This is a genomic window from Klebsiella sp. FDAARGOS_511 (assembly GCF_003812845.1).
In the GTDB taxonomy this organism is placed as follows: domain Bacteria; phylum Pseudomonadota; class Gammaproteobacteria; order Enterobacterales; family Enterobacteriaceae; genus Klebsiella; species Klebsiella grimontii.
The window spans coordinates 119,257-141,231 of the sequence record NZ_CP033823.1 but is presented as its reverse complement, the minus strand read 5'-3'; the positions used below and the strand labels follow the sequence as shown (position 1 = coordinate 141,231).

Sequence of the window (21,975 nt, the reverse complement as noted above, 5' to 3'; positions counted from 1 at the left end):
ACGGGGATATACATGTGGGTAGCTTCTTGAAAGACTTATGATGTAAATCCAGCCTCTTGACTCTCACATTGCCAATATATAGCTCGTGACCTGCTCCCCGTTGATTAGTACACCCCGATGTTAGTAATGTCTTCATAAGCCACATGAGGACATCCCCATGAAGAAGCGTTTTTCCGACGAACAGATCATCAGTATTCTCCGCGAAGCCGAAGCTGGGGTACCCGCCCGTGAACTCTGCCGCAAGCATGCCATTTCCGATGCCACGTTTTACACCTGGCGTAAGAAGTATGGCGGTATGGAGGTGCCTGAAGTTAAGCGCCTGAAGTCGCTTGAGGAAGAGAACGCCAGACTCAAGAAGCTGCTTGCCGAAGCCATGCTGGATAAAGAGGCGCTTCAGGTGGCTCTTGGGCGAAAGTACTGACGACAGACCAGAAGCGGGAAGCCGTGATGCTGATGTGTGATGCGACCGGTATGTCGCAACGTCGTGCCTGCAGGCTTACAGGTTTATCCCTGTCGACCTGCCGCTATGAGGCTCACCGTCCGGCTGCTGATGCGCATTTATCAGGGCGCATCACTGAGCTGGCACTGGAGCGCAGGCGTTTTGGCTACCGTCGTATTTGGCAGTTGCTGCGCCGTGAAGGGCTTCATGTTAATCATAAGCGCGTGTACCGGCTTTATCACCTCAGTGGCCTGGGCGTAAAACGCAGAAGACGTCGTAAAGTGCTGGCAACAGAACGTCTGCCGCTGCTCCGTCCGGCGGCGCCCAATCTGACCTGGTCGATGGATTTCGTCATGGACGCACTTTCCACCGGTCGCAGGATCAAGTGTCTTACCTGCGTCGATGATTTCACAAAGGAATGCCTGACGGTCACTGTTGCCTTTGGGATTTCAGGCGTTCAGGTCTCGCGTATTCTGGACAGCATTGCACTGTTTCGAGGCTATCCGGCGACGATAAGAACTGACCAGGGGCCGGAGTTCACTTGCCGTGCACTGGATCAATGGGCCTTTGAGCATGGTGTTGAGTTGCGCTTAATCCAGCCGGGAAGCCAACGCAGAACGGATTTATTGAGAGCTTTAACGGACGATTTCGCGATGAATGCCTGAATGAGCACTGGTTCAGCGATATCGTTCACGCAAGGAAAATCATTAATGACTGGCGGCAGGATTATAACGAGTGTCGTCCACATTCAGCACTGAATTATCAGACGCCATCAGAGTTTGCAGCACGGTGGCGAAATGGAAAATGTGAAGGTAAACAAACCGACCTTACTAACTGACGGTTGTATCTAATCCTGGGGGCAGGTCACTCGACTAACTTCATAATGGCGCGCCAAAAATTAGTAAAAAATTACCATATGGCTGTCATTGAATTTGTGAAGGTGAGTACCATGCCGACATCGGCAAAGGTACAAAAGAGTAGTATTGTTCCAATGTTAGAGCTAAAGCATGTCTAAAGTAGCAATTGCTGGGATAATGCTAAGGCAGCATCGTTTCTTGTTTACTCATATAAGTGCGTGTAAGGAAGTGAATATATCAAGCCCGGGCCATGGCCCGGCAGGATATATTTGATTACATTGAAGTGCCCTGCAATCATATCTGACGCCACAACTTCCTCTATGGATTAAGCCCGAAGACTTTCTAATAGGCCTCTCTGCGAGGATGAAATTTGTCTACGGATGAGGGGACAGTACAACAAGCAAACAGGACCTCATATTACTGGCTGGAAGCCAAGCTTTCTTTTACCGGGTATTGAATTTTGTTTTACAGTATATGCAAGCGCTTTAACGGGATATCGTCCGCTTTGTGAAAAAAGCGGAAGTAGCTAATCACAGTTTGAGTGGAGCAACTGAATGAAGGTCCTGTTTGTTCTGCGTACCAGACACAATCACTCAGACAGTGGCTTATTTAAAATATGTTAATGAAACCTAAGCAAGAGAACTGAAATGGACAAATTGTTAAATATGCTGCGTTATAAGAGTGAGGGGTCTGATATTGACTTCAAATCTACCCAGTACCGCTTTAACAATGGTTCTGAGGGTAATGACTCCAACTTATTGATAGTGTTTTATGTTCAGATAATGCCCGATGACTTTGTCATGCAGCTCCACCGATTTTGAGAACGACAGCGACTTCCGTCCCAGCCGTGCCAGGTGCTGCCTCAGATTCAGGTTATGCCGCTCAATTCGCTGCGTATATCGCTTGCTGATTACGTGCAGCTTTCCCTTCAGGCGGGATTCATACAGCGGCCAGCCATCCGTCATCCATATCACCACGTCAAAGGGTGACAGCAGGCTCATAAGACGCCCCAGCGTCGGCATAGTGCGTTCACCGAATACGTGCGCAAACCGTCTTCCGGAGCCTGTCATACGCGTAAAACAGCCAGCGCTGGCGCGATTTAGCCCCGACATAGCCCCACTGTTCGTCCATTTCCGCGCAGACGATGACGTCACTGCCCGGCTGTATGCGCGAGGTTACCGACTGCGGCCTGAGTTTTTTAAGTGACGTAAAATCGTGTTGAGGCCAACGCCCATAATGCGGGCGGTTGCCCGGCATCCAACACCATTCATGGCCATATCAATGATTTTCTGGTGCGTACCGGGTTGAGAAGCGGTGTAAGTGAACTGCAGTTGCCATGTTTTACGGCAGTGAGAGCAGAGATAGCGCTGATGTCCGGCGGTGCTTTTGCCGTTACGCACCACCCCGTCAGTAGCTGAACAGGAGGGACAGCTGATAGAAACAGAAGCCACTGGAGCACCTCAAAAACACCATCATACACTAAATCAGTAAGTTGGCAGCATCACCGAAGATCGCGGGCGGAAACATCCAGATCACCGTCACCTCAGTTCGCAATGGAAACGTGAAATTCCAGCACGTTCAGGTGCATTATGAGCCGAACACGATCTATGGCCATGCAGACTTTACTGCGAACCTCTCTAAAGCCCAGCAAACGACGCTGCGGCAGCTCTATGACGGCTGCAACCCGCGCCCGATGCGCGACCTACTGCGTGGTGGAGCCGATCGCCTGCAAGTCGGGGCGATGGAGTTTCAGTGCTCCCCTGAAGAGCTATTGTCGGGATTGATTGAAACGATCTACGCTATGCGAAACGCCCTACTACACGGCGAAGTAGACCCCGACCCGAGGGTACTGTCTTGCTATGAGCCAGCTTATCGGATCGTAATGCTGTTTCTAGGCTGCGTGAGATAAGCAGGAGATGTACCCTGTGTTCATATTTTTTAGATATGGCATTAGTCATGGCATTGATATTTTATTTGATATTTAATCTAAGTAAATTAATATGATATATAGGCAGTTGATAATAGAGTGGGAGTGAGGCTATTATTTAGCCTATTGTTTTATTTGATTTAGTGAGTGCCATTGATGATATGACTGCATTATCAATGGCATTTTTTATGGTTTAAGGCCGACGCTGAATCGAAGATATAGCAAATACCATGTGACCGTATCAGCAAATGCCATGGTATCGACAACCGGGTGCATTGCAGCGCTGTGCTGATGCCATCGATGCTCGCTTTGATCAGAACCGCTCTCTCGACCCATGCCCCAGATCGTTAAATATGCGCCAGAGGAGCACCTCGTGATAGAAATTGTGAACAAGACAGCCGCCACTCGGAATCGAAGTATCCATATAGGTGAATAAAGTTTGCGGAAAATACGCTGAGAAAATAGAAAAGCGTCAATGAAGGGACATAGGAATGGCGATTAACGGAGAGAACGGTGTTAGTGCAGTCACCGTGGATGAACTACTCAAGCAAGGCCTTCGGATACCGAACTATCAACGCCCATACAGTTGGGATGTATCGACTGCTCTACAACTGGTGGATGATATCAGCGAAGCTCTTCGAGATACCGAACGAAAAGATATTCCCTATGTTTTGGGTGCAATCATTCTTCACGATGATGGTGAGTATCTCAATGTAGTCGACGGGCAGCAGCGCCTGCTGACTTTGCGAATGATTCTTGCGGCCTTAGATCCGATAAATCATCAAATTTCGATGTCTGGTAACAGCGACACTCCTGTCTCCCTAGTTTGGATAGAGCTTCAAAGGCGCCTGTCGCAGTTGGAAGATAAAAAAGAGTTTTTGGATTTTATCTGTCACAAATGTCAGTTGGTGCGTATTGTGACGGACGATATTGATGAGGCATTTCGTGTCTTTGATTCCCAGAACTATCGCGGCAAACCGCTTGCCCCTCACGACTTGCTCAAAGCACACCACCTGCGCGAAATGCACGATGAGTCCGCTGCTATGAAAGTGGCTGTCGTTGAGGCTTGGGAAGCCGTAAACGATGAGGATCTGGACAGGCTTTTTTCTACTTTTTTATACCGGATATCCAAGTGGTCACGAGGCGAAAGCTCGCTCGAATTTACTATTCGGGACATCGGCATGTTCAAGGGCATTTCATCACGATCCCACAGGTCATTTTCGCCAAATCTGCGATATCACCTTGCAGCACAAGCCGCTATGCCACTTCTAAGTGCATGGTCGGTATCCTCTACACATGATGCACGAAATGCCGGGCGCAGCCGCTTTCAGCTTGATGCCCCGATAATCGCAGGACGCTCATTTTTCGAGATGGTGACATTCATGCTTGACGAATTGAAGATACTGGAACAAGAGGTTATTGACAGAGGTTTCAAAAACTTTGGCCCATCTCAAAGTCGCTACCGCTACGTGTACGAATTGTTCATTGCCGCGCTGCTTTGCTATACAAACAAGTTTGGCGATGAAGATGTAGATGAAGTGCGAAATAGGTTATTCGCATGGGCATATGCCTTGCGGGTCGAGTTACTTCGTGTGCAATTTGTATCTGCTGACAACCGAGCGCGAGGTAAAAACGATGCAAATAAATCGCCTTTTGTTTTGCTACGTAATGCGATGACTGGAAGTGTTGTCCGCAAACTTCCAATAACAAGTAAGCCATACAGCGATAACCACGAAAAGGAACTCGTTGCTTTTATCAAGGGGCTGCAATGAGCAAGAAGGAGTTGAAACCTGAACTGTTAACAGTAGGCAAGTTATTCACTGACAATTATCTGATTCCTATTTATCAACGGAACTATGCTTGGCGGGCCGAACAGATTGAGCAACTTATTAGCGATATTCAAGACTCGGTGGTAGGGGGCCAGGACAACTATTTTCTTGGGAACCTTGTTGTAATCAAGCGGGGTAGAGAGGATGAGTTCGAGGTCATAGATGGACAACAACGACTTACAACCCTCTATCTGCTTCTTACCTTCCTGGAGCAAGACGGTGAGGGTGAGAAGCCGTCGGTTGGCCATGCAGGCCACTTGCAATATGAGTCGCGCGCACGGGCAACTGAGGCCCTGCTGCGAGTAGCACAGGAGGCGGCTAAGGAGCACGTTCGACCGCAGGGCTCCACGAGTAATGCAGATGCTGGCATTCATGAAGGCTACAGCATCATCAATCAGTTCTTCAAACAAAATGAAAACCTTAATCGCTCACGCGAAAAATTCTCCGATTTCTTGCTAACGAAGGTGACTGTCGTCCGTGCCTCGCTGCCACCCAATACCGACCTCAATCGCTACTTCGAGATCATGAACACTCGTGGGCAGCAACTCAAGCAGGTTGATATTGTTAAGGCTCGCCTGATGAGCAAACTGCCCAATCAATATGAACGCGAATGCTTTGCGTGGGTTTGGGATTCCTGTGCTGACATGGATTCTTATGTCCAGATGTCTCTGACCCGTGGTGACACAAGTTTGCGAAACAAAGTATTTGGTGATGAATGGTCCTGGCTGGAGGTGACCAGCTTCTCTTCGCTAATGGAAAGTCGTCCGCAATCCGGCATCAATTCATCAAGGCAATCCTCCGAAGGGGTATCGTTGTCCTTGGATGAGGCGTTGTCAAAATACGCTAAAGAGCTCGAGTCAAATTCCACTGAAGACGAGGGCAACGAGCGGTTTCGTTCGACTATTGAGTTTCCGGCCTTTCTGCTACACGTTCTAAGAATTATGAAAGGCGATGAGGTCGAAGACGAAGGCCTGCTTGACGACAAGCGCCTCATCAAGTCATTTGACGACGCCGTAAATAATGTACCCGATGCTAAAGCCGATTGGGTGCGTAGTTTTGCATTTATGCTTCTCAAGTGCCGCAACCTCTTCGATGGCTTCATCTTGAAGCGTCAATTCACGGCAAACATCGGTGACGATGGCGATTGGTCTCTCCAGCGACTGAAAAAAGGAGGCGGGGACAAGAAGCCAACCCCGACGTACATCCATGTTTTCTCGGCCAGCAATGGAAGCTTAGAGGAGGACGGGAGTGCTGACCCACATACCCGAGATGTATTGCTGCTTCAGTCCATGCTTCGGATTACCTACACTTCTCCGCGAACGATGCACTGGATTACCAAAGTTCTTCGCTGGCTCTCCGTTAAAGCCCCTCGAGACGTGAAACATGCGGATCTTGCCGATTTGTTGAAGGGATATGCCCGCAGCAAGGTTAAAGAGACATTCTCCTTTGAGAAAGATCAGCAACCACAAGGGTTTGGTATCAGCCGTATCGTCTTTTCGTATCTCGACTATCTTCTGTTGAGTGACTCCTCAAAACGAGATTTCAAATTTCAGTTCAGAACTTCCATTGAGCACTTCTATCCACAGCATCCTGACAAAGAACAGTCGGGCGCGGTTGTTTCAGGTTCTAGCCTTAACCTGCTTGGCAACCTCGCGCTCGTAAGCGTCAGCGCGAACTCAAAATTCAGCAATAGCCTCCCCAGAGCAAAGGCCGAAAACTTCAAGGATACAATTGAACTTCAAAGTCCCAAGCTCAAGAGAATGGCGGAAATCACCCGAAATACAAACTGGGACGATCAGCAGATAACAGCACATCATGAAGCGATGGTGACATTGCTTCGTGATGATGTAAGTCTGGTGGAGGCAAGCGGAAGATCCAACCCAGGGCGTTGACTTCTTTGAATAACTGCTTTTGGATGAATATCCTTTGTGGTGTGCAAGTTGTCAGTCTAAAAGCGTTTTGCGTCGGGCGACACGATCAGTACAGTCTCCAAGTTTTCTTACCATGGTATTTTGTATGGTATCGACATGCAGATATAATTCTATTTTATTGATTTTATAGTGTTTTAAGACAGCATTGATCATCGAGTGGGTAACATAGGCTTAATACATTCCTTGCTCCTCGCACCGGAGCACATCACAGATACTGATTGAGATCCACTTCACGCAGCGGCTGGTTTTGACGTTCTGTTATCATTTGCACTAGGTCTTTTTCGTCCAGCTCATCGAGCATTTGTTCATACAGAGCCGCGGGCACACAATAAAAAACAGGGCGGTTGCGGTCAATAATCGCGACCGGGTAGCCGCCGCCGGCACTGGCGGTGGCCACCGGATCGTTTTTAAGTTCGCTGATGCTGGCAGTCACATCACACAGAATGATATTTGTCATGGTCCCCCCCTGAGACAAGTCATCTGTATGATCGGTAAAGTAAGCTCTTGCGGCAAGTCCCGTCTGTCATTTCGACGGTCAGAAACGGGCAACCGGCAGCTCCTTCCAGCGGGTGGTATATGCCGGTGACAGCATCTCCCGTTTCATCTGCCAGTCCGGCGCAATACCCCGTCCGGCAAACCAGACTTTCCCGAGTCCGGAATGATTAATGCCGTCGAGTACCTTCATCAGCGCATCGCTGTGCGGCCGTGGCTGCACGTCATCGAACAGATTCAGCTGCGCGACGCCGTTCGGACTGAAATCATTGAGCATTATCCCCGCTTTTGCGTAGCGGTGGCCATCGAGCCAGATCCTGTCCAGAGACCTGACCGCAGCCGCGATAATGTCCCGGGTGTCACGGGTAGGGGTGTGCAGTTTTTCCGTGGCCACGTTACCGTAATACGGCTCATTAACCGCAAAAGGGGATGTCTTGATGAAGGTGCTGATATGCCGGCAGTACTGTCGCTCACCGCGCAACTTTTCCGCCGCGCGCTCGGCATACTGGCAGACGGCCTGGCGCATTTCTTCGTAGGTGGTGATCCGCTGCCCGAAGCTGCGACTGCAGACAATCTGCTGTTTCGGCGGCGGCGCTTCCTCCAGTGAAATGCAACTCTCGCCGTTCAGCTCACGTACCGTGCGCTCCAGCACTACGTTGAAGTTTTTCCGGATAAATGTAGGGTTCGTCAGCGACAGCTGTAGGGCGGTGGTGATCCCCATAACGTGCAGCTTTTTCGCTATCCGGTTCCCCACGCCCCAGATTTCTTCCACCGGCTGCAGGCTGAGTAATTTTGCCGTTCTGCGTGGATTATCGGGCGACAGCGCCAGCACCCCCCTGAATTGTGGCCATTCCTTTGACGCCCACTGCGCCGATTTGGCCAGTGTTTTTGTGGCGCCGAAGCCGACACCGATCGTCAGTCCGGTTCCACTGAGAACATGCCCACGCAGCTGCCTGCCAAAATCCTCCAGATCCATACAGTGGCCAATTCCCCGGGCATCCAGGAAACATTCGTCAATTGAGTATTGTTCGACGCGGGGCGACAGCTCTTCCAGCAGGGCGACCACACGGTTACTCAGGCTCGCGTAGAGCTCGTAGTTGCTGGAAAAAACGTACAATTTTTCAGGAAACTGCGCCTCTTTGAGCTGGAACCAGGGGGTTCCCATCTTTATACCCAGCAGTTTGGCTTCAGCACTCCGGGCAATAACGCAGCCATCGTTGTTACTGAGAACGACGACAGGTTTGCCGCGCAAATCCGGCCTGAAAACCTTCTCGCAACTGGCGTAGAAGGAGTTGACGTCAGCCAGGGCGAACATCAGTCTGCCCTCCGGGTTTTATGAATGAAGGCTGTCACCACGCCGAAAATTTGCAGCGTTTCCGGATCCGGGTACAGGGAAGGGAAGTCCGGGTTCATCGCCTGCAGGGCTGGCCGCGGCGTCAGAAGCAGGCGTTTTACCGTAAATTCACCCTCAATTTCCGCGATAACAATATCCCCGTGCCGCGGCTGTTCTGCTTTATCCACGACCAACAGATCGCCGGAATAGAGGCCAATATCAGTCATTGAGTTGCCAATCGCCCTGACAAAATAGGTGGAGTGGCGCCGGTGAATGCAGTACTCATTCAGATCCAGTTCAGACTCAGTGTAGTCTGCTGCCGGTGACGGAAAACCCGCAGGGCATCGCTCTGTGAACAAAGGAATTTTTACTATGCTGGCTTCTGATACTGCAGGAATGAACTTCATCGTTTTTTCCCTCGCTTAAGGCTGTATATATATACAGTGTGCGCCGGGAGACCGGTAAAGATCAAGGGGTGAAAGTCCCCGACCATTGAAGGACCAGCAATCCACAGGGTCCCCGAGTCATGCGTTGTATACCGTGAGGTATGGGGCGAAGCGTTGACAGGGGTGTTGACAGGCCAGCCATTGAGCCACGAAATGTATATTAAATTCCCGGGTGCCGACGTTGTACTGTTTACGGAAGGCAACATCATAGGGTGCGTTACTGCGAGTGCCATATGGACCCGGCGGGGTCTGAGACCCTGGCATGTCAATACGATCTTTACGCGGGAACCGGGAGATCTCCCCTCTGACCATCTGCCAGTGCCGGAGATGGCCCGCACCGGGAAGGCGAGGAGCCGAAGCCGGTGATGTACGGAGAGGAGAAGTCGGACTCGCTCATAGTAGCTGCGAATCTGGCGAACAATCCGCAAGGAGCGGAGTCAGTGGAGCGAAGGAGCGGGGCCAAGGGAAACGCGGAACAGCCACACATGCGCCGGACGCAGAGCCGGGAAAGTATGTCACAGAGGCTGTCACGCGTGCGGGAAGCTGCGAAGCAGCGGAAGAAAGAACGGTTTACCGCATTGTTCCACCTCCTGACAGCAGAGGCACTGGAGAACGCATTCCTCTCCCTGAGCAGGAAAGCGGCTGCCGGAGTTGATGGTGTCAGGTGGAAGGACTACGCCGAAAACCTGAAGGTCAACATAGCAGATCTGCACCGGAGGCTTCATCAGGGTAGTTACAGGGCTCAGCCCGGCAGGCGGCACTACATCCCGAAAGCGGATGGAAAACAGCGCCCGCTCGGCATCGCCTCACTGGAGGACAAAATCGTCCAGTATGCGCTGGTTAAGATCCTGAATGCAGTCTACGAAAATGACTTTATGGGGTTTTCATACGGGTTCAGACCCGGGCGAAGCCAGCACAATGCGCTGGACGCACTGGCCACAGGGCTGGTTCGGACCAATGTAAACTGGGTACTGGATGCCGATATCAGTCAGTTCTTCGACAAGGTAAGCCATGAATGGCTAATCAGGTTCATAGAACACAGAATCGGCGACCAGAGGGTAATCAGGCTCATACGAAAGTGGCTCACAGCCGGGACCTCAGAGGAAGGAGAATGGCGGGCATAGGAGGAAGGCACCCCACAGGGTGCGGTTATCTCGCCGCTGCTGGCAAACATCTACCTCCACTATGTCTTCGATCTGTGGGCGCATCAGTGGCGACGCCGCCATGCCACAGGCAATGTGGTCATGGTCAGATACGCAGATGACATAGTCATCGGGTTCGACAAGCGAATCGACGCTCAATGCTTTCGTATAGCCATGCAGCGCAGACTGAAGGAGTTCGGACTCACGGTACATCCGAAGAAAACCCGACTGACGGAGTTCGGCCGCTTCGCAGCCGAAAACCGCGCCAGCAGGGGAAAAGGTAAACCAGAAACGTTCAACTTCCTCGGGTTCACGCATATCAGTGGGAAAGATCGTAGTGGCAGGTTCATGCTGATACGAAAGACACGCCGGGACAGGATGACGGCGACACTGAAAGCGATCAAGGGCGGACTACGAAAGCGCTGGCATTACTCAATCCCCGAACAGGGAAAATGGCTCAGGAGAGTGGTTCAGGGATACCTGAACTACCACTCAGTCCCGGGCAACTATCCCATGATGCGGAAGTTCAGGATATACGTAACAGACCTCTGGCGACGGGCGCTGAGGCGCAGGAGCCAGCAGGATGATACGACATGGACGAAAGCAAACAGACTGGCAGCCGTATGGCTGCCGAAGGTTCGGGTTCTGCATCCATGGCCTGTGGAGCGGTTCACCGCCAGACACCCAAGGCAGGAGCCCGGTGCGTGAATAGCGCACGCCGGGATCTGTGCGGGGGGTACCCGGTAACGGGTATCCCTACCGCGACATTATTTTGCGGAGGCCGTTTTTTTTCAAGTCATCTTGTTGCCGTTGTCTGTAACCATTTGCTGTTCCTGCAAAAACAGGGAAATTTCAGAAGGATCGCTGCCAGTCCGGAGAATCGTTATCTAATAAAATGTAATATACTGACGTACAGTGCATTTATTCTGAGTGGAGTGATTATGAATACGGGTTTAAGGCAGGTTCTGCGATATGCAGGCGTCCCGGTTGACGCCGCTGAACCGGTGCGCCGGCAATTCGGTAGCCGCCTGATTTTAATCGTGACGGTTGCTCTTCTTCCGCTGTTGATTGTTGACGTCCCTCAGTGGCTATTTGTGCTCTCTCAGATTATCTGGGGAAGCGGTATGTACATTGGTATCTCCGTGGCCAGTGATAAACCAGATCGCCGATAAGCTCAGAACGAGAGGTCTCCCGGGCCGCCTGGTGACGGGCAGCTGATAAACTGGCGCCATGCCATCAACACCGGATAAGGACGTCGCCGGCTTGTCTTTGCCGCCGGCTCCGCTTTGTCCGGCCCCCTCCCTCCGGTCTGCGGCCTTTATACGCAGCCATCGCGTCGCGATGCCAGCTTCTGCTTTTCTCCCTGCGCTCGTAAACCGCGACAGGGGACCTCATGTTGTATCTCCTGCATCGCTTCGGGTAGTGCCGTGCCTTCACTTTAGCCCGGCCGCTGCAGATGCAAGGGTTCGCTGGCGCCGCCATCCTCGCCCGGTCACAGTTTTTTTAGGAAGCTCGCCGTTCTTCCCGTCGTTTTCTCGCTCAGGTTCGCTCTAAAACCGTCCAGACCAGCTTCGTGCTTTATCTGCGCTGCGGCCTCCGGTGTCGCCCTTGCATCTTCCGCTTTCCGCCGGGCTGTCGTGTCGGCACGGCACAACCCGGTGCCGCAATCTTATGAACCTGTGGAGGTTGCTATGTATCATGCCCGTCAAACCATGCTGAATGTAGAGGAGTCCGACCGTCTCTCGTTCCTGCCGGATCTGTTTGGTAACGATTTTCTGGCCGGAGAGATGCAGGTCTATGCGCTCGCTGAGAAACACATCACCGATTACTGCGGAGGCTTCTGGCATTTCATCCGTATTCCGGAGGGCGGCGGCTACATGATGCCTGACGGTGACCGTTTCCATCTGACTAACCCGGATAACTGGTTTGATCGGTCCGTCAGCGCGGATGCGGCCGGAGTTATCATTACGGCGCTGGCGATCAACCGCCGTATCTGGCTGCACCATGAACGCGGTGATGCTGCCCTGACACGCCACCTGATGCTGCGGGAATCGCAGCTGTGGAATTTCATTGACTCTCATGACGAATGCGCTGCTATTTACGCGGCTCTGGACTGATACTATATCGGGGCGCCCGACGCCCCGTTTAAGGTCAGAGACGGCACGATCTGTGAGGAGCTTACCCGGCTTCGCAGATCGGTGCGGCCGCGCGAAAATCCTGGCAGGCTTCGCCTGCCAGTGAGGCGGTTCGCCACACCTGCGGCGCTGCGTACTGGCCTCACCTCAACAGGTCGCCAGTTAAGGATTAAGAGCGTAATATCTGCGTACCTTTTCTTCTTTTGCTGATTTTGCGTATGTCGCAGTGGAATATTGCCTCTTTTTCAAAGGAGGAGCAGGACAAAGTTGCCGTCGATAAGGTGGCTGCTGATGTTGCCTGGCAGGAGCGCATGAACAAGCCCGTCATGCCGGAACTTGTTGAACGGGAACAGCCTGAACACCTGCGCGAATATTTCCATGAACGGTTCCGCGTACATCGACTGAACAGTCAGCAGCTGCCGCGCGCAAATGCACCCGAATATAATAAACCGGGCGATGATCAGCAGAATTGATTTTCTTACTCAGTGTGTCCAGGGAGGGTAATCTGTGCGTATGTCTCTGATGTTTGCTGCCGTGACGCTTTTAACCGGTATTAACCTGTTTTTTATTCCGTTTCAGCCTGTTCCGGCTCTGTGGGGGGCTATCCTGGCCGTTGCTTTTGTTCTGATTAATGTCGTGGCGGATAAGCTGCGCCTCTGGAGTGGTATTGCGTGGATTATCGTTGCCGGCATCATCATAACGCTGATGCTGAAGGGGAAAGAGCCGGGTGACGAATTTCGTGTCCTGATCACCGTTTTCGCTTTCCTGGCTTCAATCTGGTATAGCGTTGCGCAGTTCAGGAAGGAAAATAAGCTCCGTTCCTGACGCCCCGTCTGGTATGCCGCCGGTTTATCATGGCTTCTTTCCGGCGGCATGAAAAACATATTCTCTCCAGCCTGCATCTTTACGTTTCCGGCTTGCTCCCTGCTGTCTGTCTGCTTTCTCTTCTTCTTCCTGCTGTGATGTCTCTTTTTAACCCTTAAAGGCTTTAAAAGCACACCCGCACTGGACACCTTCGGCTCCCGGCCAGCTGCGCTGTCCAGTCGTCGAGCCACACTCCGCTAACCGCGAAAAGACGCGGTAAACTCCGCCGAACCCGCTACGCGGTTTCGGGCCTGGCGGCTAGTGTCTGATGTCTGAAGTCAAGGTCAACGGCAGCGCTTGCTGCGACCGTTCCGGCCGCGCCGCTTTCACCGTGCCGGCGATAAAGCTGCCGGCACTCTGCAGGGCAACGCCGTTTCGCGCCCGCGCTCTTCGTCGTTGCGGCGGGTGCCTGCTCCTTCCCCCTGGCGCCGTATCACCCGTTTGAGTCCATTCGCCGGGGCTGAGACAAGCACAGTCGCCATCATCCGTCCAGGGTAAATGGCACGCGGTAAACCGCGCCCTGGACAGCTGCCGTCGCCCGTGCTCGTTTACGCCCTTGCGGCGAACGGCTCTCAAACGGGTGAAGTTAATACCAGGGGGCAGGTTCAGCAGGTCCCCGCACAAAGTCAAAACCGCGGCCCCGGCAACTCAACGGGTGATGTTCTTTAAAAATCAGGAAAAAGAAAAATGCAGGATCCTTCATTGCGAACGTATCGGATCGCATTTCTGGGAAGCAATGCCAGCGGCAATCTGCCGATGTTTACCCGGGTGCAGGCCACGACCGGAAAACGGGCGATAAAAGCGTTTATTGAACGCTGTGAACCCGTCAAAGGCTGGTTTCTGGGCGCACCGGAAGACATTACCGATCAGGTTCAGAAGGAGGAAGAAGAGGCGGGAAGCAAACCGCAGGTATGAAAAAAGCAGGGTAAACCCTGCTTCTCCCACGCCGTAAAAATCGCACGAACGGTTTTTCCGGCTTCGTTAACTACCATAAGGAGTCAACTTTATGATCGTTTCTATTTTTTCACCTTCCGCAGGCGCTGTAAAGCCCCGTCGTCATTCGCGCATTCTGCGCGCAGATATCACCGCACCGGAGATTGATCCCGCTCTCAGAGCTTTCGGGCGTCATATCGCCAGAAGTCACCGCAAAGGGCGCGGTGTCCACATCCCCGCGATGAAAAATACCGCCCTCGGGCAGGTACTCCGCACGCTGGAACTGAAACGCGCATTTAAATGATGAGGTGAGCCGCCCCGCGAGGGGCGGCAACTGCAGGAAGGAGAAAACACAATGACACCGACTACCGCACAGATCATGACGGAAAATACCGTCAGCCAGACTTACCGGGCAACCTATTCACCCGATGATAATAAATTGCGACTTTACGCATCATTACGGCTCGATGAAGAAACGTATTCCCTGATCAACAAAGCAGGCTTTCGCTGGGCGCCCAAACAGAAACTCTTTGTGGCGCCAGCCTGGACGCCGGGGCGGGAGGATGTCCTGCTTTCGCTCGCCGGTGATATCGAGGACGAGGACAGCACCCTGTTTGATCGCCAGGAGCAGCGCGCCGGGCGGTTCAGTGACTACAGTGACCGGCGGGCGGTTGAATCGGAGCAGGCGCTTGCGCATGTTGATTCGCTGGCATCGGCTGTCCCGCTGGGACAGCCGATCCTGGTAGGCCACCACAGCGAGCGCCGCGCGCGCCGGCATGCGCAGAAAATTGAGAGCGGCATGAAACGTGCCGTGATGCTGTTCGAGCGTGCGGAATACTGGGAACAGCGCGCGCAGGCCTCTCTGCGGCACGCAAAATACAAGGAGCGTCCGGATGTGCGTTACCGCCGTATCAAAAAAATCGAGGCGGAATTACGCAAGTCCCAAAAGCACATTGCCCGGTCTGAAAAGTATATGACGATGTGGCGTGCGCAGACGCTCGATCTGAAAATGGCGTTACTGGTCAGTAATTATGATCATATTCATGCCTGCTTCACGCTCGACAAATACCCCCGCCCGGCAGAGAAAAGCCAGTATGAGGGCTCGATGTCTCTCCATTCTGCCCTGTCGGAGGAGATCATTACTTTTGAACAGGCGCGTGATATTGCGATCCGCTGTCATGAGCGCACGATTAACCACCAACAGCGCTGGGTTAATCATTACCAGAACCGCCTGGCCTACGAACGCGCGATGCTCAATGAAAACGGTGGCGTTGTCACCCGAACACAGGAATTTGAACCAGGCGGGCAGGTACTGAGCCGGGGAGAATGGTTAACCATTCTCCGGGTTAACCGGAGTAAGGGGGAGGTGAGTTCAGTCGAAACGCCCGGTTATCGCTTTCTGGGCTACAGCGGCACGATGAAACTCACGCCCGACCGTATCACGGACTACAAAGCCCCGACAGCGGAGGAAGCCAGCGACGCGAAGAAAGCGGCGAAGCGCCCACCGATCGTCAATTATCCGGGGGAAGGGTTCCGGGAAATGACAAAAGCCGAGTGGGCGAAATTACCCGCTGATTATAAAGGCGTGCGGGGTGCTGCAGAAACCGAAACACACGGCGCCTACCGCTTCCGCCGGTGCATGACGCACGGTTGTACGCTCGTGAATGTGTATATCACAGACATGAAAACCGTTGAAATTCCGAAAAAATAGCAGGAAGGCTCCCCGGCATCTTGCCGGGGAGGTCAGGGAGTACATTCATGCATCATGACCTTAAACACCGTATTCAGGCGATGCGGGTCAAACTGGAAGGGCGCGCCCCTGTCGCTGAAATTCGGGGTAGCTCGCAACTTTTTGTCACCCCCTCCCCGGAATGTCGCCGGTTGGTTGAGCTGGCTGATGTCCGGGAAACCGATCGCATTCTGGAACCCAGTGCCGGAACGGGCGCCATACTGCAGGCGATCAGGGATGCAGTCCCCCGGGCGAAGTGTGACGCCGTGGAGCTGCACGCCGGGTTAGCCCGTCACCTGCAGGCTCATTTCCCGGAGGTCCGGATCTGGTGCGGAGATTTTCTCGAATATCATCCGGAGCGCCGGTATACACGAATTATCATGAATCCGCCGTTTAATCGCGGTGATGATATCCGGCATATCCGGCGGGCATTAACTCTGCTTGAGCCTGGCGGGATTCTGACGGGCATATGTCTGGACGGGCCGCGTCAGCAAAAGGCGCTGGAGTCCCTGGCGGACGTCTGGGAGCCGTTGCCACGGGGAACATTCACGTATACCCAGGTAGCGACCGCCATTCTCAGAATAACCGTCTGATGACACGTTAAGCCGGCGGGGCACCTGTCCCCGTCTGGCCGCGCCTCGAAAGACCGCGCGCCTGCGGCGCCGGGAAAACCGGGCCGCGCTGACGCGCCGCCCGCATTTCCTTTCCGCGTCTTCCCTGTTTGCTGCCTGCTGTTTGCCTGCTTCCTCTCCTTCTCCCTGCTGTGATGCCTCTTTTTAAACCTTAAAGGCTTTAAAAGCATACCCACACTGGACACCTTCGGCTCCCGGCCAGCTGCGCTGTCCGGTCGTCGAGCCACACTCCGCCAGGGCAGCTGCTTCGCACCCGCCGGGCTCCGCCGAACCCGCTACGCGCTTTCGGGCCTGACGGCTAGTGTCTGATGTCTGAGGTCAAAGTCAACGGCAGCGCTTGCTGCGGCCGTTCCGGCCGCGCCGCTTTCACCGTGCCGGCGAAGGACTGCCGGCACTCTGCGGGGCAACGCCGTTTCGCGCCCGCGCTCTTCGTCGTTGCGGCGGGTGCCTGCTCCTTTCCCCTGGTACCCGCATCACCCGTTTGAGTCCATTCGCCGGGGCTGAGACAAGCACAACCCGTCTTGCTGTCCAGGGGACGGCAGAGCCTTTCGCAATAAATTTTTCCCGGCCATTCCGCTGCGCTTCATTAGACCGAAAAAAATTTCCCGCTCACCCCCGGACATCTGCACCGGGCCGTGCTCGTTTACGCCCTTGCGGCGAACGGCTCTCAAACGGGTGAAGGTTATATCCAGGGGCAGGTTCAGCAGGTCCCCGCACAAAGTCAAAACCGCGGCCCCGGCAACTCAACGGGTGATGGTTAAAAAATTAAACAGGTGAAGGAGAATAATATGCGTTTAGCATCCCGATTTGGACTTACTCATTCCATTCGTCAGGAACGCCCACTGACTAACGATGAATTGGTCAAGGTTGTACCTTCTGTGTTTTCAGAAGAAAAGCATAATTCACGTAGTGATCGCTATACCTATATTCCAACCATTACACTGCTGGATAAATTACGTGAAGAAGGTTTCCAGCCATTTTTTGCCTGTCAGTCACGAGTAAGGGATGAGGATAAACGGGGGCATACTAAGCATATGGTAAGACTTCGCCGTGAAGGGGCCAATAAAGGAACAGAAGTACCCGAAATCATTCTTCTTAACTCGCATGATGGATCGTCCAGTTATCAAATGATCCCGGGTATGTTCCGTTTTGTATGCACAAATGGCCTTGTGTGCGGTACGTCGTTTGGTGAGATTCGTGTACCTCATAAAGGTGATATTGTGGGAAGGGTTATCGAAGGTGCTTACGAAGTTTTGGGAATTTTCGATAAAATAACTGAAGGCGTTGATGTCATGAAGTCTATTACCTTAACCAAGGAAGAACAGCGTCTGTTTGGACAAGCTGCATTAACCTACCGATATGAAGATGAAAATAAATCTCCGGTCAGTATTGAACAGATAATTCATCCGCGCCGTTATGAAGATAAAAAAGATGACATCTGGACTACATATCAAAGGGTCCAGGAAAATCTGATTAAAGGCGGTTTGCCTGGCCGAACTGAAAAAGGGAAAAGAACAACAACCCGGCCAGTAAAAGCAATTGATGGTGATGTCAAACTCAATAAGGCATTGTGGTTAATTGCGGAGAAATTCCGCACTCTTAAAGGCTAATTATAAGCGCCGGGCAGCTGTCCGGCGTTTTGATGGTGGGAATACTTATGTTTGAATTTAAAGCTGTCTGTATCAGTATTTCACATATGGAAGAAGGTGATATCAGAGTTCTTCAGGTGCTTTCATCAACAACCAATTATCTAACTTGCGATAGTTACTTAGAGTGGATACATGATACACCTTATGGTTGTGTTATAAGGATGTATGATTTCAAACGCCATCTTCTGGCGCTAAAAAGAGGTGGGGTGTCAAAATTTTTACGCAAAAATCTCATACTAATGCACCGGGAGGGCGGGTATCTGCTTTTTCATTTTGATAGTGATGCCGATTATTATCCAGGTATAGATGCCGTAGATTTTTAAGAAATTCAAGCCTTCTTATATCAGAAGGCTTTTTAGTTCATGGCGATTTTCTGATCTTTAGAAGAAGTTCGTTTGCTTGCTTTGATAGCCGTGTAGTAGTAATGGATCTTCTTCGCATACTCGTAACGTCTTGCTGCCTGGCGCGGGGTCTTTTTGAAGCCTGCATTGTATGCCCCGACTGCATCCCACGAAACGCCCCACTTTTTAAACGCCTGAGCCAGATAATAGGCTCCGGTGTAGATGTTAAGACAAGCATCGCTAAGAAGATGATCCGGTTTTATTCCATATCGCGACAGTTCGTTGAAATGCTGCGAGTCAATTTGCATCAAGCCTGATCCATAACCCGTAACAGGATTACGACCAATCGCATCAATTTTAAATCGTGATTCTTGCCATGATATAGCACGCAGGAGATCCGGATCAATTTTGTAATCCCTGCCAGCCATATCAAAGCAGTCTGCTGCCATTGATGACAATGGTATTAAAGACAGGATGATACCAAACGCTGCTCCCTTCATGAATTCCCCTCCGTGCCAAATCCCGGAATAACCTTAACCCATCCAAGACCGAGACTCAACATATATGCACTCCTCACCACAAAATGACCACACCCCACGCAAAATTAAAATTTTGCAGATTAATATTTTACTTCAGTGGGTTAGCTATGGTTACATTATTTTATATTATATAAGTTTATATGAATGCGAGTTGTCGGCAATTCACCAATGAGTTGTAGGTGAGTCTTTAGGGACTTACCTACAACTCATTCATTTATTTTCAGATGGTTATGATGACTTGACTCTAGGCTTAAGTCGCTATATGACTTGTGTTATAAGTTGTTTAGAGTTTTGACTTAAGTTTAGAGTTGTAATTACTTAAAACACGGGTTATCTTCATCTGATAATATTAAGTTTATAGCATGGTTCAATAAAGGAACAGTCATGGCCAGGGTGCAAGCATATCCCAGTGATGAGGTTGTGCAGAAAATTAATGCGATAGTTGAAAAGCGCAGAACTGAGGGGGCTAAGGAGAAGGATATCAGCTTCTCAAGTGTTACGACGATGCTACTTGAATTAGGCCTCAGGGTTTATGAAGCGCAAATGGAGCGAAAAGAATCAGGTTTCAATCAAATGGAATTTAATAAAATATTACTTGAGAATGTTATGAAGACGCAGTTCTCCATGTCAAAGGTTCTGGCTATGGAGTCACTTAGTCCGCACATTGTTGGTGACGAAAGATTCCAGTTCAAAAATATGGTCCGGGATATCATCGATGATGCAGGGGATGTAGTAACAATGTTCTTTCCTCGGCAGGATGATTCTGAGGAAAATGAATAAGTCTGAACTCTACGATATAGAGTTTACATCTTTAGTTTGGTATTAAAAAAGAATAAAGATCTAGTCACTGGAAGTGACAGGGAAGGTAATGGACTATAAACTAGGTATTGCGAATTAAACAAAATTTATTGAAGCGTTGACGCCTGGGGCTGGTACCCCCTGACGTCAACTATCCATAGTGTCCTTTCGAGGAGGCGCCTATGTGTGCGAAGGATCGTAGTCAAATTGCTGTACGCCGTCAAACAGAATCCATTCAGAATGTTGCCGAAATGCTTAACATTTCGTCGAGTCCTTCTTTTATTCGTAACTCCTCTGGTGAGTTCATCTATTCCAGCCCCCTTTTTGATCAAATTTTTTTAACAAAATACGATCGTAAATCATGGTTTTCCTCCATTTCCGTCGATGCAGGTATGGAGTTGATTCATTCAGAGCTAAAAGCATTAACATCAAGAAATGCTTGCTTGGTGAAAAATGTAAAGGCTGAAAAGCAAATATGGTCAGTATTTATAGAATGCATCACTTTGAATAATGAAGTTTTCACGAAATGGGTTTTTTTAAATGAGGTTAATAGTGTTATCGATCGTTCTGGGAAGCATGGTGCATTTTCTTCAAAGATGGATAAATATTTAGCGAAGGTTGCAAATATGGCTAGTTCTGAATGGGCTGTTCTGAATCTTTACTCTGTAGGGTTCACTCATTCAACTATTTCTAAAATAACAGGATTGGAAGAGCAAACCTCTAAGAACGTTGTTCATAAGATGAGGAAAGAATTAAACTATCCCGACAGAGACTACCTTATATTATCTTTATTGCACTCTTGTAGTTACAGCAAGATCTTACAAAATGTTATTGAAGTGCTAAGAGTACACTGTTAATGATTTGTAAATTTTAAAAGTACGAAGCGTACTCTTTATTTGTAAAAATAATTTACGCATTGTTTTTGTGTAAATAGTTTACTTTTTATTGTGTCAATGTAAGATTTATTAAGTTTTATTAAACTTTACCATTGGAGGACGATTGGGAAGAGCGATTAGGAGTAACGCGCGACCAGCACCAGGACAACATGTGCTTCTAAGGTTAGATGAAGATACTAATCGTCGTCTAATTAAAGCAAAAGACAGGAGTCGAAGAAGTAAGACTTCTGAGGCATATCTGCGTTTGAAAGATCATCTTGAAAGATTTCCCGACTTTTATAATTCCGATATCACTGAGCCAGGAGGTAAGCAGACATAAAGAATTAATTGAAGTGACATAATCGTTTTAAACTAATCATTCTTTTTAAAGGAAATAAATATGAATGCTGTATTAAGTGTTCAGGGCACTGCTGTCTCTGAAGAAACTAAGCCGTCTTTTCTGTCCCGTGTTTTCAACAAAAAGAATGCGCTGAAAATGACAAAAGCTGTCGTACCTGTTGCGGCGCTGGCGTCGTTCTTTCCAGACTTAGCCATGGCTACCACAACTGACCTGATGAAGTCCGGTGATACCACGGTCAAAGGCACCTTCGGTAAGTCTTCCAGCGTGGTCAAGTGGGTGGTGCTTGCGGAAGTTATCGTCGGGGCCATCATGTATATGACCACCAAGAACATTAAGTTTCTGGCTGGTTTCGCCATTCTGTCTGTTTTTATCAGCGTCGGCATGACCGTCGCCGGTTACTGACAGGAAATACGTGATGACGGGAGACGAATTAAAAAAATACCGTTTCCCGGGAACACTGACTAACCAGTCCCGCTGGTTTGGTTTATATCTAGATGAACTTATCCCGGCCGTCATTTGTCTCGGCTGGGGTTTCTGGACCAGCAAGTTCATATTTGGTATGGCTGCAGCGGCACTGGTTTTCTGGGGTATCAAAAAACTGAAAAAAGGGCGCGGCAGTTCCTGGCTACGCGATCTGATTTACTGGTATCTGCCAACCTCCCTTCTTAAAGGTTTTTTTCATGATGTTCCGGACTCCTGTTTCCGGCAGTGGATTAAATAAAT

The 21,975-nt window shown here is 50.6% G+C and carries 22 protein-coding genes and 3 pseudogenes; 20 read left to right on the top strand and 5 right to left on the bottom strand.

The features are described 5' to 3' along the window. Positions 1–157: 157 nt before the first annotated feature. A pseudogene (locus EGY08_RS00775) lies at positions 158–1,277 on the top strand (IS3 family transposase). Positions 1,278–2,051: 774 nt separating this feature from the next. On the opposite strand, the pseudogene EGY08_RS00770 reads toward EGY08_RS00775, so the two are convergent. After that, a pseudogene (locus EGY08_RS00770) lies at positions 2,052–2,747 on the bottom strand (IS1-like element IS1A family transposase). A gap of 41 nt (positions 2,748–2,788) precedes the next feature. Between EGY08_RS00770 and EGY08_RS00765 the strand changes: the two are divergent. From EGY08_RS00765 to EGY08_RS00755, 3 genes are all read left to right on the top strand, one after another. Next, positions 2,789–3,205: a hypothetical protein gene (locus tag EGY08_RS00765; protein WP_196530244.1), complete on the top strand. Its 417-nt coding sequence runs from the start codon at positions 2,789–2,791 to the stop codon at positions 3,203–3,205. Positions 3,206–3,714: 509 nt separating this feature from the next. After that, complete coding sequence (locus EGY08_RS00760; protein WP_004182042.1) at positions 3,715–4,995, top strand: DUF262 domain-containing protein; 1,281 nt, start codon at positions 3,715–3,717, stop codon at positions 4,993–4,995. Then, on the top strand, positions 4,992–6,944 hold the full coding sequence (locus EGY08_RS00755; RefSeq protein ID WP_000037308.1) for a DUF262 domain-containing protein: 1,953 nt from the start codon (positions 4,992–4,994) through the stop codon (positions 6,942–6,944). The genes EGY08_RS00760 and EGY08_RS00755 overlap by 4 nt, the downstream gene beginning before the upstream one ends. 244 nt (positions 6,945–7,188) lie before the next feature. On the opposite strand, the gene EGY08_RS00750 is transcribed toward EGY08_RS00755, so the two are convergent. The 3 genes from EGY08_RS00750 to umuD all read right to left on the bottom strand — a co-directional run bounded on the left by EGY08_RS00750 (position 7,189) and on the right by umuD (position 9,215). Beyond that, positions 7,189–7,440, bottom strand: a complete 252-nt coding sequence (locus tag EGY08_RS00750) for a type II toxin-antitoxin system Phd/YefM family antitoxin (RefSeq protein WP_004182043.1) — start codon at positions 7,438–7,440, stop codon at positions 7,189–7,191. A gap of 78 nt (positions 7,441–7,518) precedes the next feature. Beyond that, a complete protein-coding gene (locus EGY08_RS00745; RefSeq protein WP_023157784.1) occupies positions 7,519–8,790 on the bottom strand; it encodes a Y-family DNA polymerase in 1,272 nt (423 codons plus the stop codon). Further along, entirely contained in the window at positions 8,790–9,215 is a 426-nt protein-coding gene (gene umuD / locus EGY08_RS00740) for a translesion error-prone DNA polymerase V autoproteolytic subunit (RefSeq protein ID WP_004182047.1), read from the bottom strand. The genes EGY08_RS00745 and umuD overlap by 1 nt, the downstream gene beginning before the upstream one ends. Positions 9,216–9,616: 401 nt before the next feature. Here umuD and ltrA point away from each other — a divergent pair. From ltrA to EGY08_RS00665, 11 genes and pseudogenes are all read left to right on the top strand, one after another. After that, positions 9,617–11,104: pseudogene (gene ltrA, locus EGY08_RS00730) on the top strand (group II intron reverse transcriptase/maturase). Between the two features lie 233 nt (positions 11,105–11,337). Then, the gene (locus tag EGY08_RS00725) at positions 11,338–11,568 is read left to right on the top strand and encodes a hypothetical protein (protein ID WP_004118481.1); all 231 of its coding nucleotides are present in this window, start codon (positions 11,338–11,340) and stop codon (positions 11,566–11,568) included. A gap of 519 nt (positions 11,569–12,087) precedes the next feature. Further along, entirely contained in the window at positions 12,088–12,513 is a 426-nt protein-coding gene (locus EGY08_RS00715) for an antirestriction protein (RefSeq protein WP_004118478.1), read from the top strand. Positions 12,514–12,749: 236 nt separating this feature from the next. Then, positions 12,750–13,004 (top strand): DNA polymerase III subunit theta, encoded by a 255-nt coding sequence (locus tag EGY08_RS00710; RefSeq protein WP_004152754.1) that lies wholly within the window; start codon positions 12,750–12,752, stop codon positions 13,002–13,004. A 34-nt stretch (positions 13,005–13,038) separates the two neighbouring features. Then, positions 13,039–13,356, top strand: coding sequence for a hypothetical protein (locus EGY08_RS00705; RefSeq protein WP_004118473.1), 318 nt, complete (start codon positions 13,039–13,041; stop codon positions 13,354–13,356). A 726-nt stretch (positions 13,357–14,082) separates the two neighbouring features. Continuing rightward, the gene (locus tag EGY08_RS00700; RefSeq protein ID WP_004182050.1) at positions 14,083–14,310 is read left to right on the top strand and encodes a hypothetical protein; all 228 of its coding nucleotides are present in this window, start codon (positions 14,083–14,085) and stop codon (positions 14,308–14,310) included. 91 nt (positions 14,311–14,401) lie between these two features. Further along, positions 14,402–14,632, top strand: coding sequence for a hypothetical protein (locus EGY08_RS00695; protein WP_064352021.1), 231 nt, complete (start codon positions 14,402–14,404; stop codon positions 14,630–14,632). Positions 14,633–14,683: 51 nt separating this feature from the next. Then, positions 14,684–16,039, top strand: a complete 1,356-nt coding sequence (locus EGY08_RS00690) for a DUF3560 domain-containing protein (RefSeq protein ID WP_004182052.1) — start codon at positions 14,684–14,686, stop codon at positions 16,037–16,039. Between the two features lie 47 nt (positions 16,040–16,086). Next, complete coding sequence (locus EGY08_RS00685; RefSeq protein ID WP_004182054.1) at positions 16,087–16,650, top strand: methyltransferase; 564 nt, start codon at positions 16,087–16,089, stop codon at positions 16,648–16,650. A gap of 827 nt (positions 16,651–17,477) precedes the next feature. Then, entirely contained in the window at positions 17,478–18,299 is an 822-nt protein-coding gene (locus tag EGY08_RS00670; RefSeq protein WP_004182076.1) for a DUF932 domain-containing protein, read from the top strand. A gap of 32 nt (positions 18,300–18,331) precedes the next feature. Continuing rightward, the gene (locus tag EGY08_RS00665) at positions 18,332–18,661 is read left to right on the top strand and encodes a DUF5983 family protein (RefSeq protein ID WP_011977736.1); all 330 of its coding nucleotides are present in this window, start codon (positions 18,332–18,334) and stop codon (positions 18,659–18,661) included. Positions 18,662–18,693: 32 nt separating this feature from the next. On the opposite strand, the gene EGY08_RS00660 is transcribed toward EGY08_RS00665, so the two are convergent. Next, positions 18,694–19,179, bottom strand: a complete 486-nt coding sequence (locus EGY08_RS00660; RefSeq protein ID WP_004178063.1) for a transglycosylase SLT domain-containing protein — start codon at positions 19,177–19,179, stop codon at positions 18,694–18,696. 423 nt (positions 19,180–19,602) lie between these two features. Between EGY08_RS00660 and traM the strand changes: the two genes are divergently transcribed. The 5 genes from traM to traL all read left to right on the top strand — a co-directional run bounded on the left by traM (position 19,603) and on the right by traL (position 21,973). After that, on the top strand, positions 19,603–19,998 hold the full coding sequence (gene traM / locus EGY08_RS00655; RefSeq protein ID WP_047722590.1) for a conjugal transfer relaxosome DNA-binding protein TraM: 396 nt from the start codon (positions 19,603–19,605) through the stop codon (positions 19,996–19,998). A gap of 200 nt (positions 19,999–20,198) precedes the next feature. Continuing rightward, the gene (locus tag EGY08_RS00650) at positions 20,199–20,873 is read left to right on the top strand and encodes a hypothetical protein (protein WP_047722589.1); all 675 of its coding nucleotides are present in this window, start codon (positions 20,199–20,201) and stop codon (positions 20,871–20,873) included. Positions 20,874–21,027: 154 nt separating this feature from the next. Beyond that, on the top strand, positions 21,028–21,231 hold the full coding sequence (locus EGY08_RS00645) for a TraY domain-containing protein (protein ID WP_171972759.1): 204 nt from the start codon (positions 21,028–21,030) through the stop codon (positions 21,229–21,231). A gap of 60 nt (positions 21,232–21,291) precedes the next feature. Further along, on the top strand, positions 21,292–21,654 hold the full coding sequence (traA, locus tag EGY08_RS00640; RefSeq protein ID WP_047722588.1) for a type IV conjugative transfer system pilin TraA: 363 nt from the start codon (positions 21,292–21,294) through the stop codon (positions 21,652–21,654). Positions 21,655–21,667: 13 nt separating this feature from the next. Then, entirely contained in the window at positions 21,668–21,973 is a 306-nt protein-coding gene (gene traL / locus EGY08_RS00635) for a type IV conjugative transfer system protein TraL (protein ID WP_047722586.1), read from the top strand. The last annotated feature ends 2 nt before the right edge of the window (positions 21,974–21,975 follow it).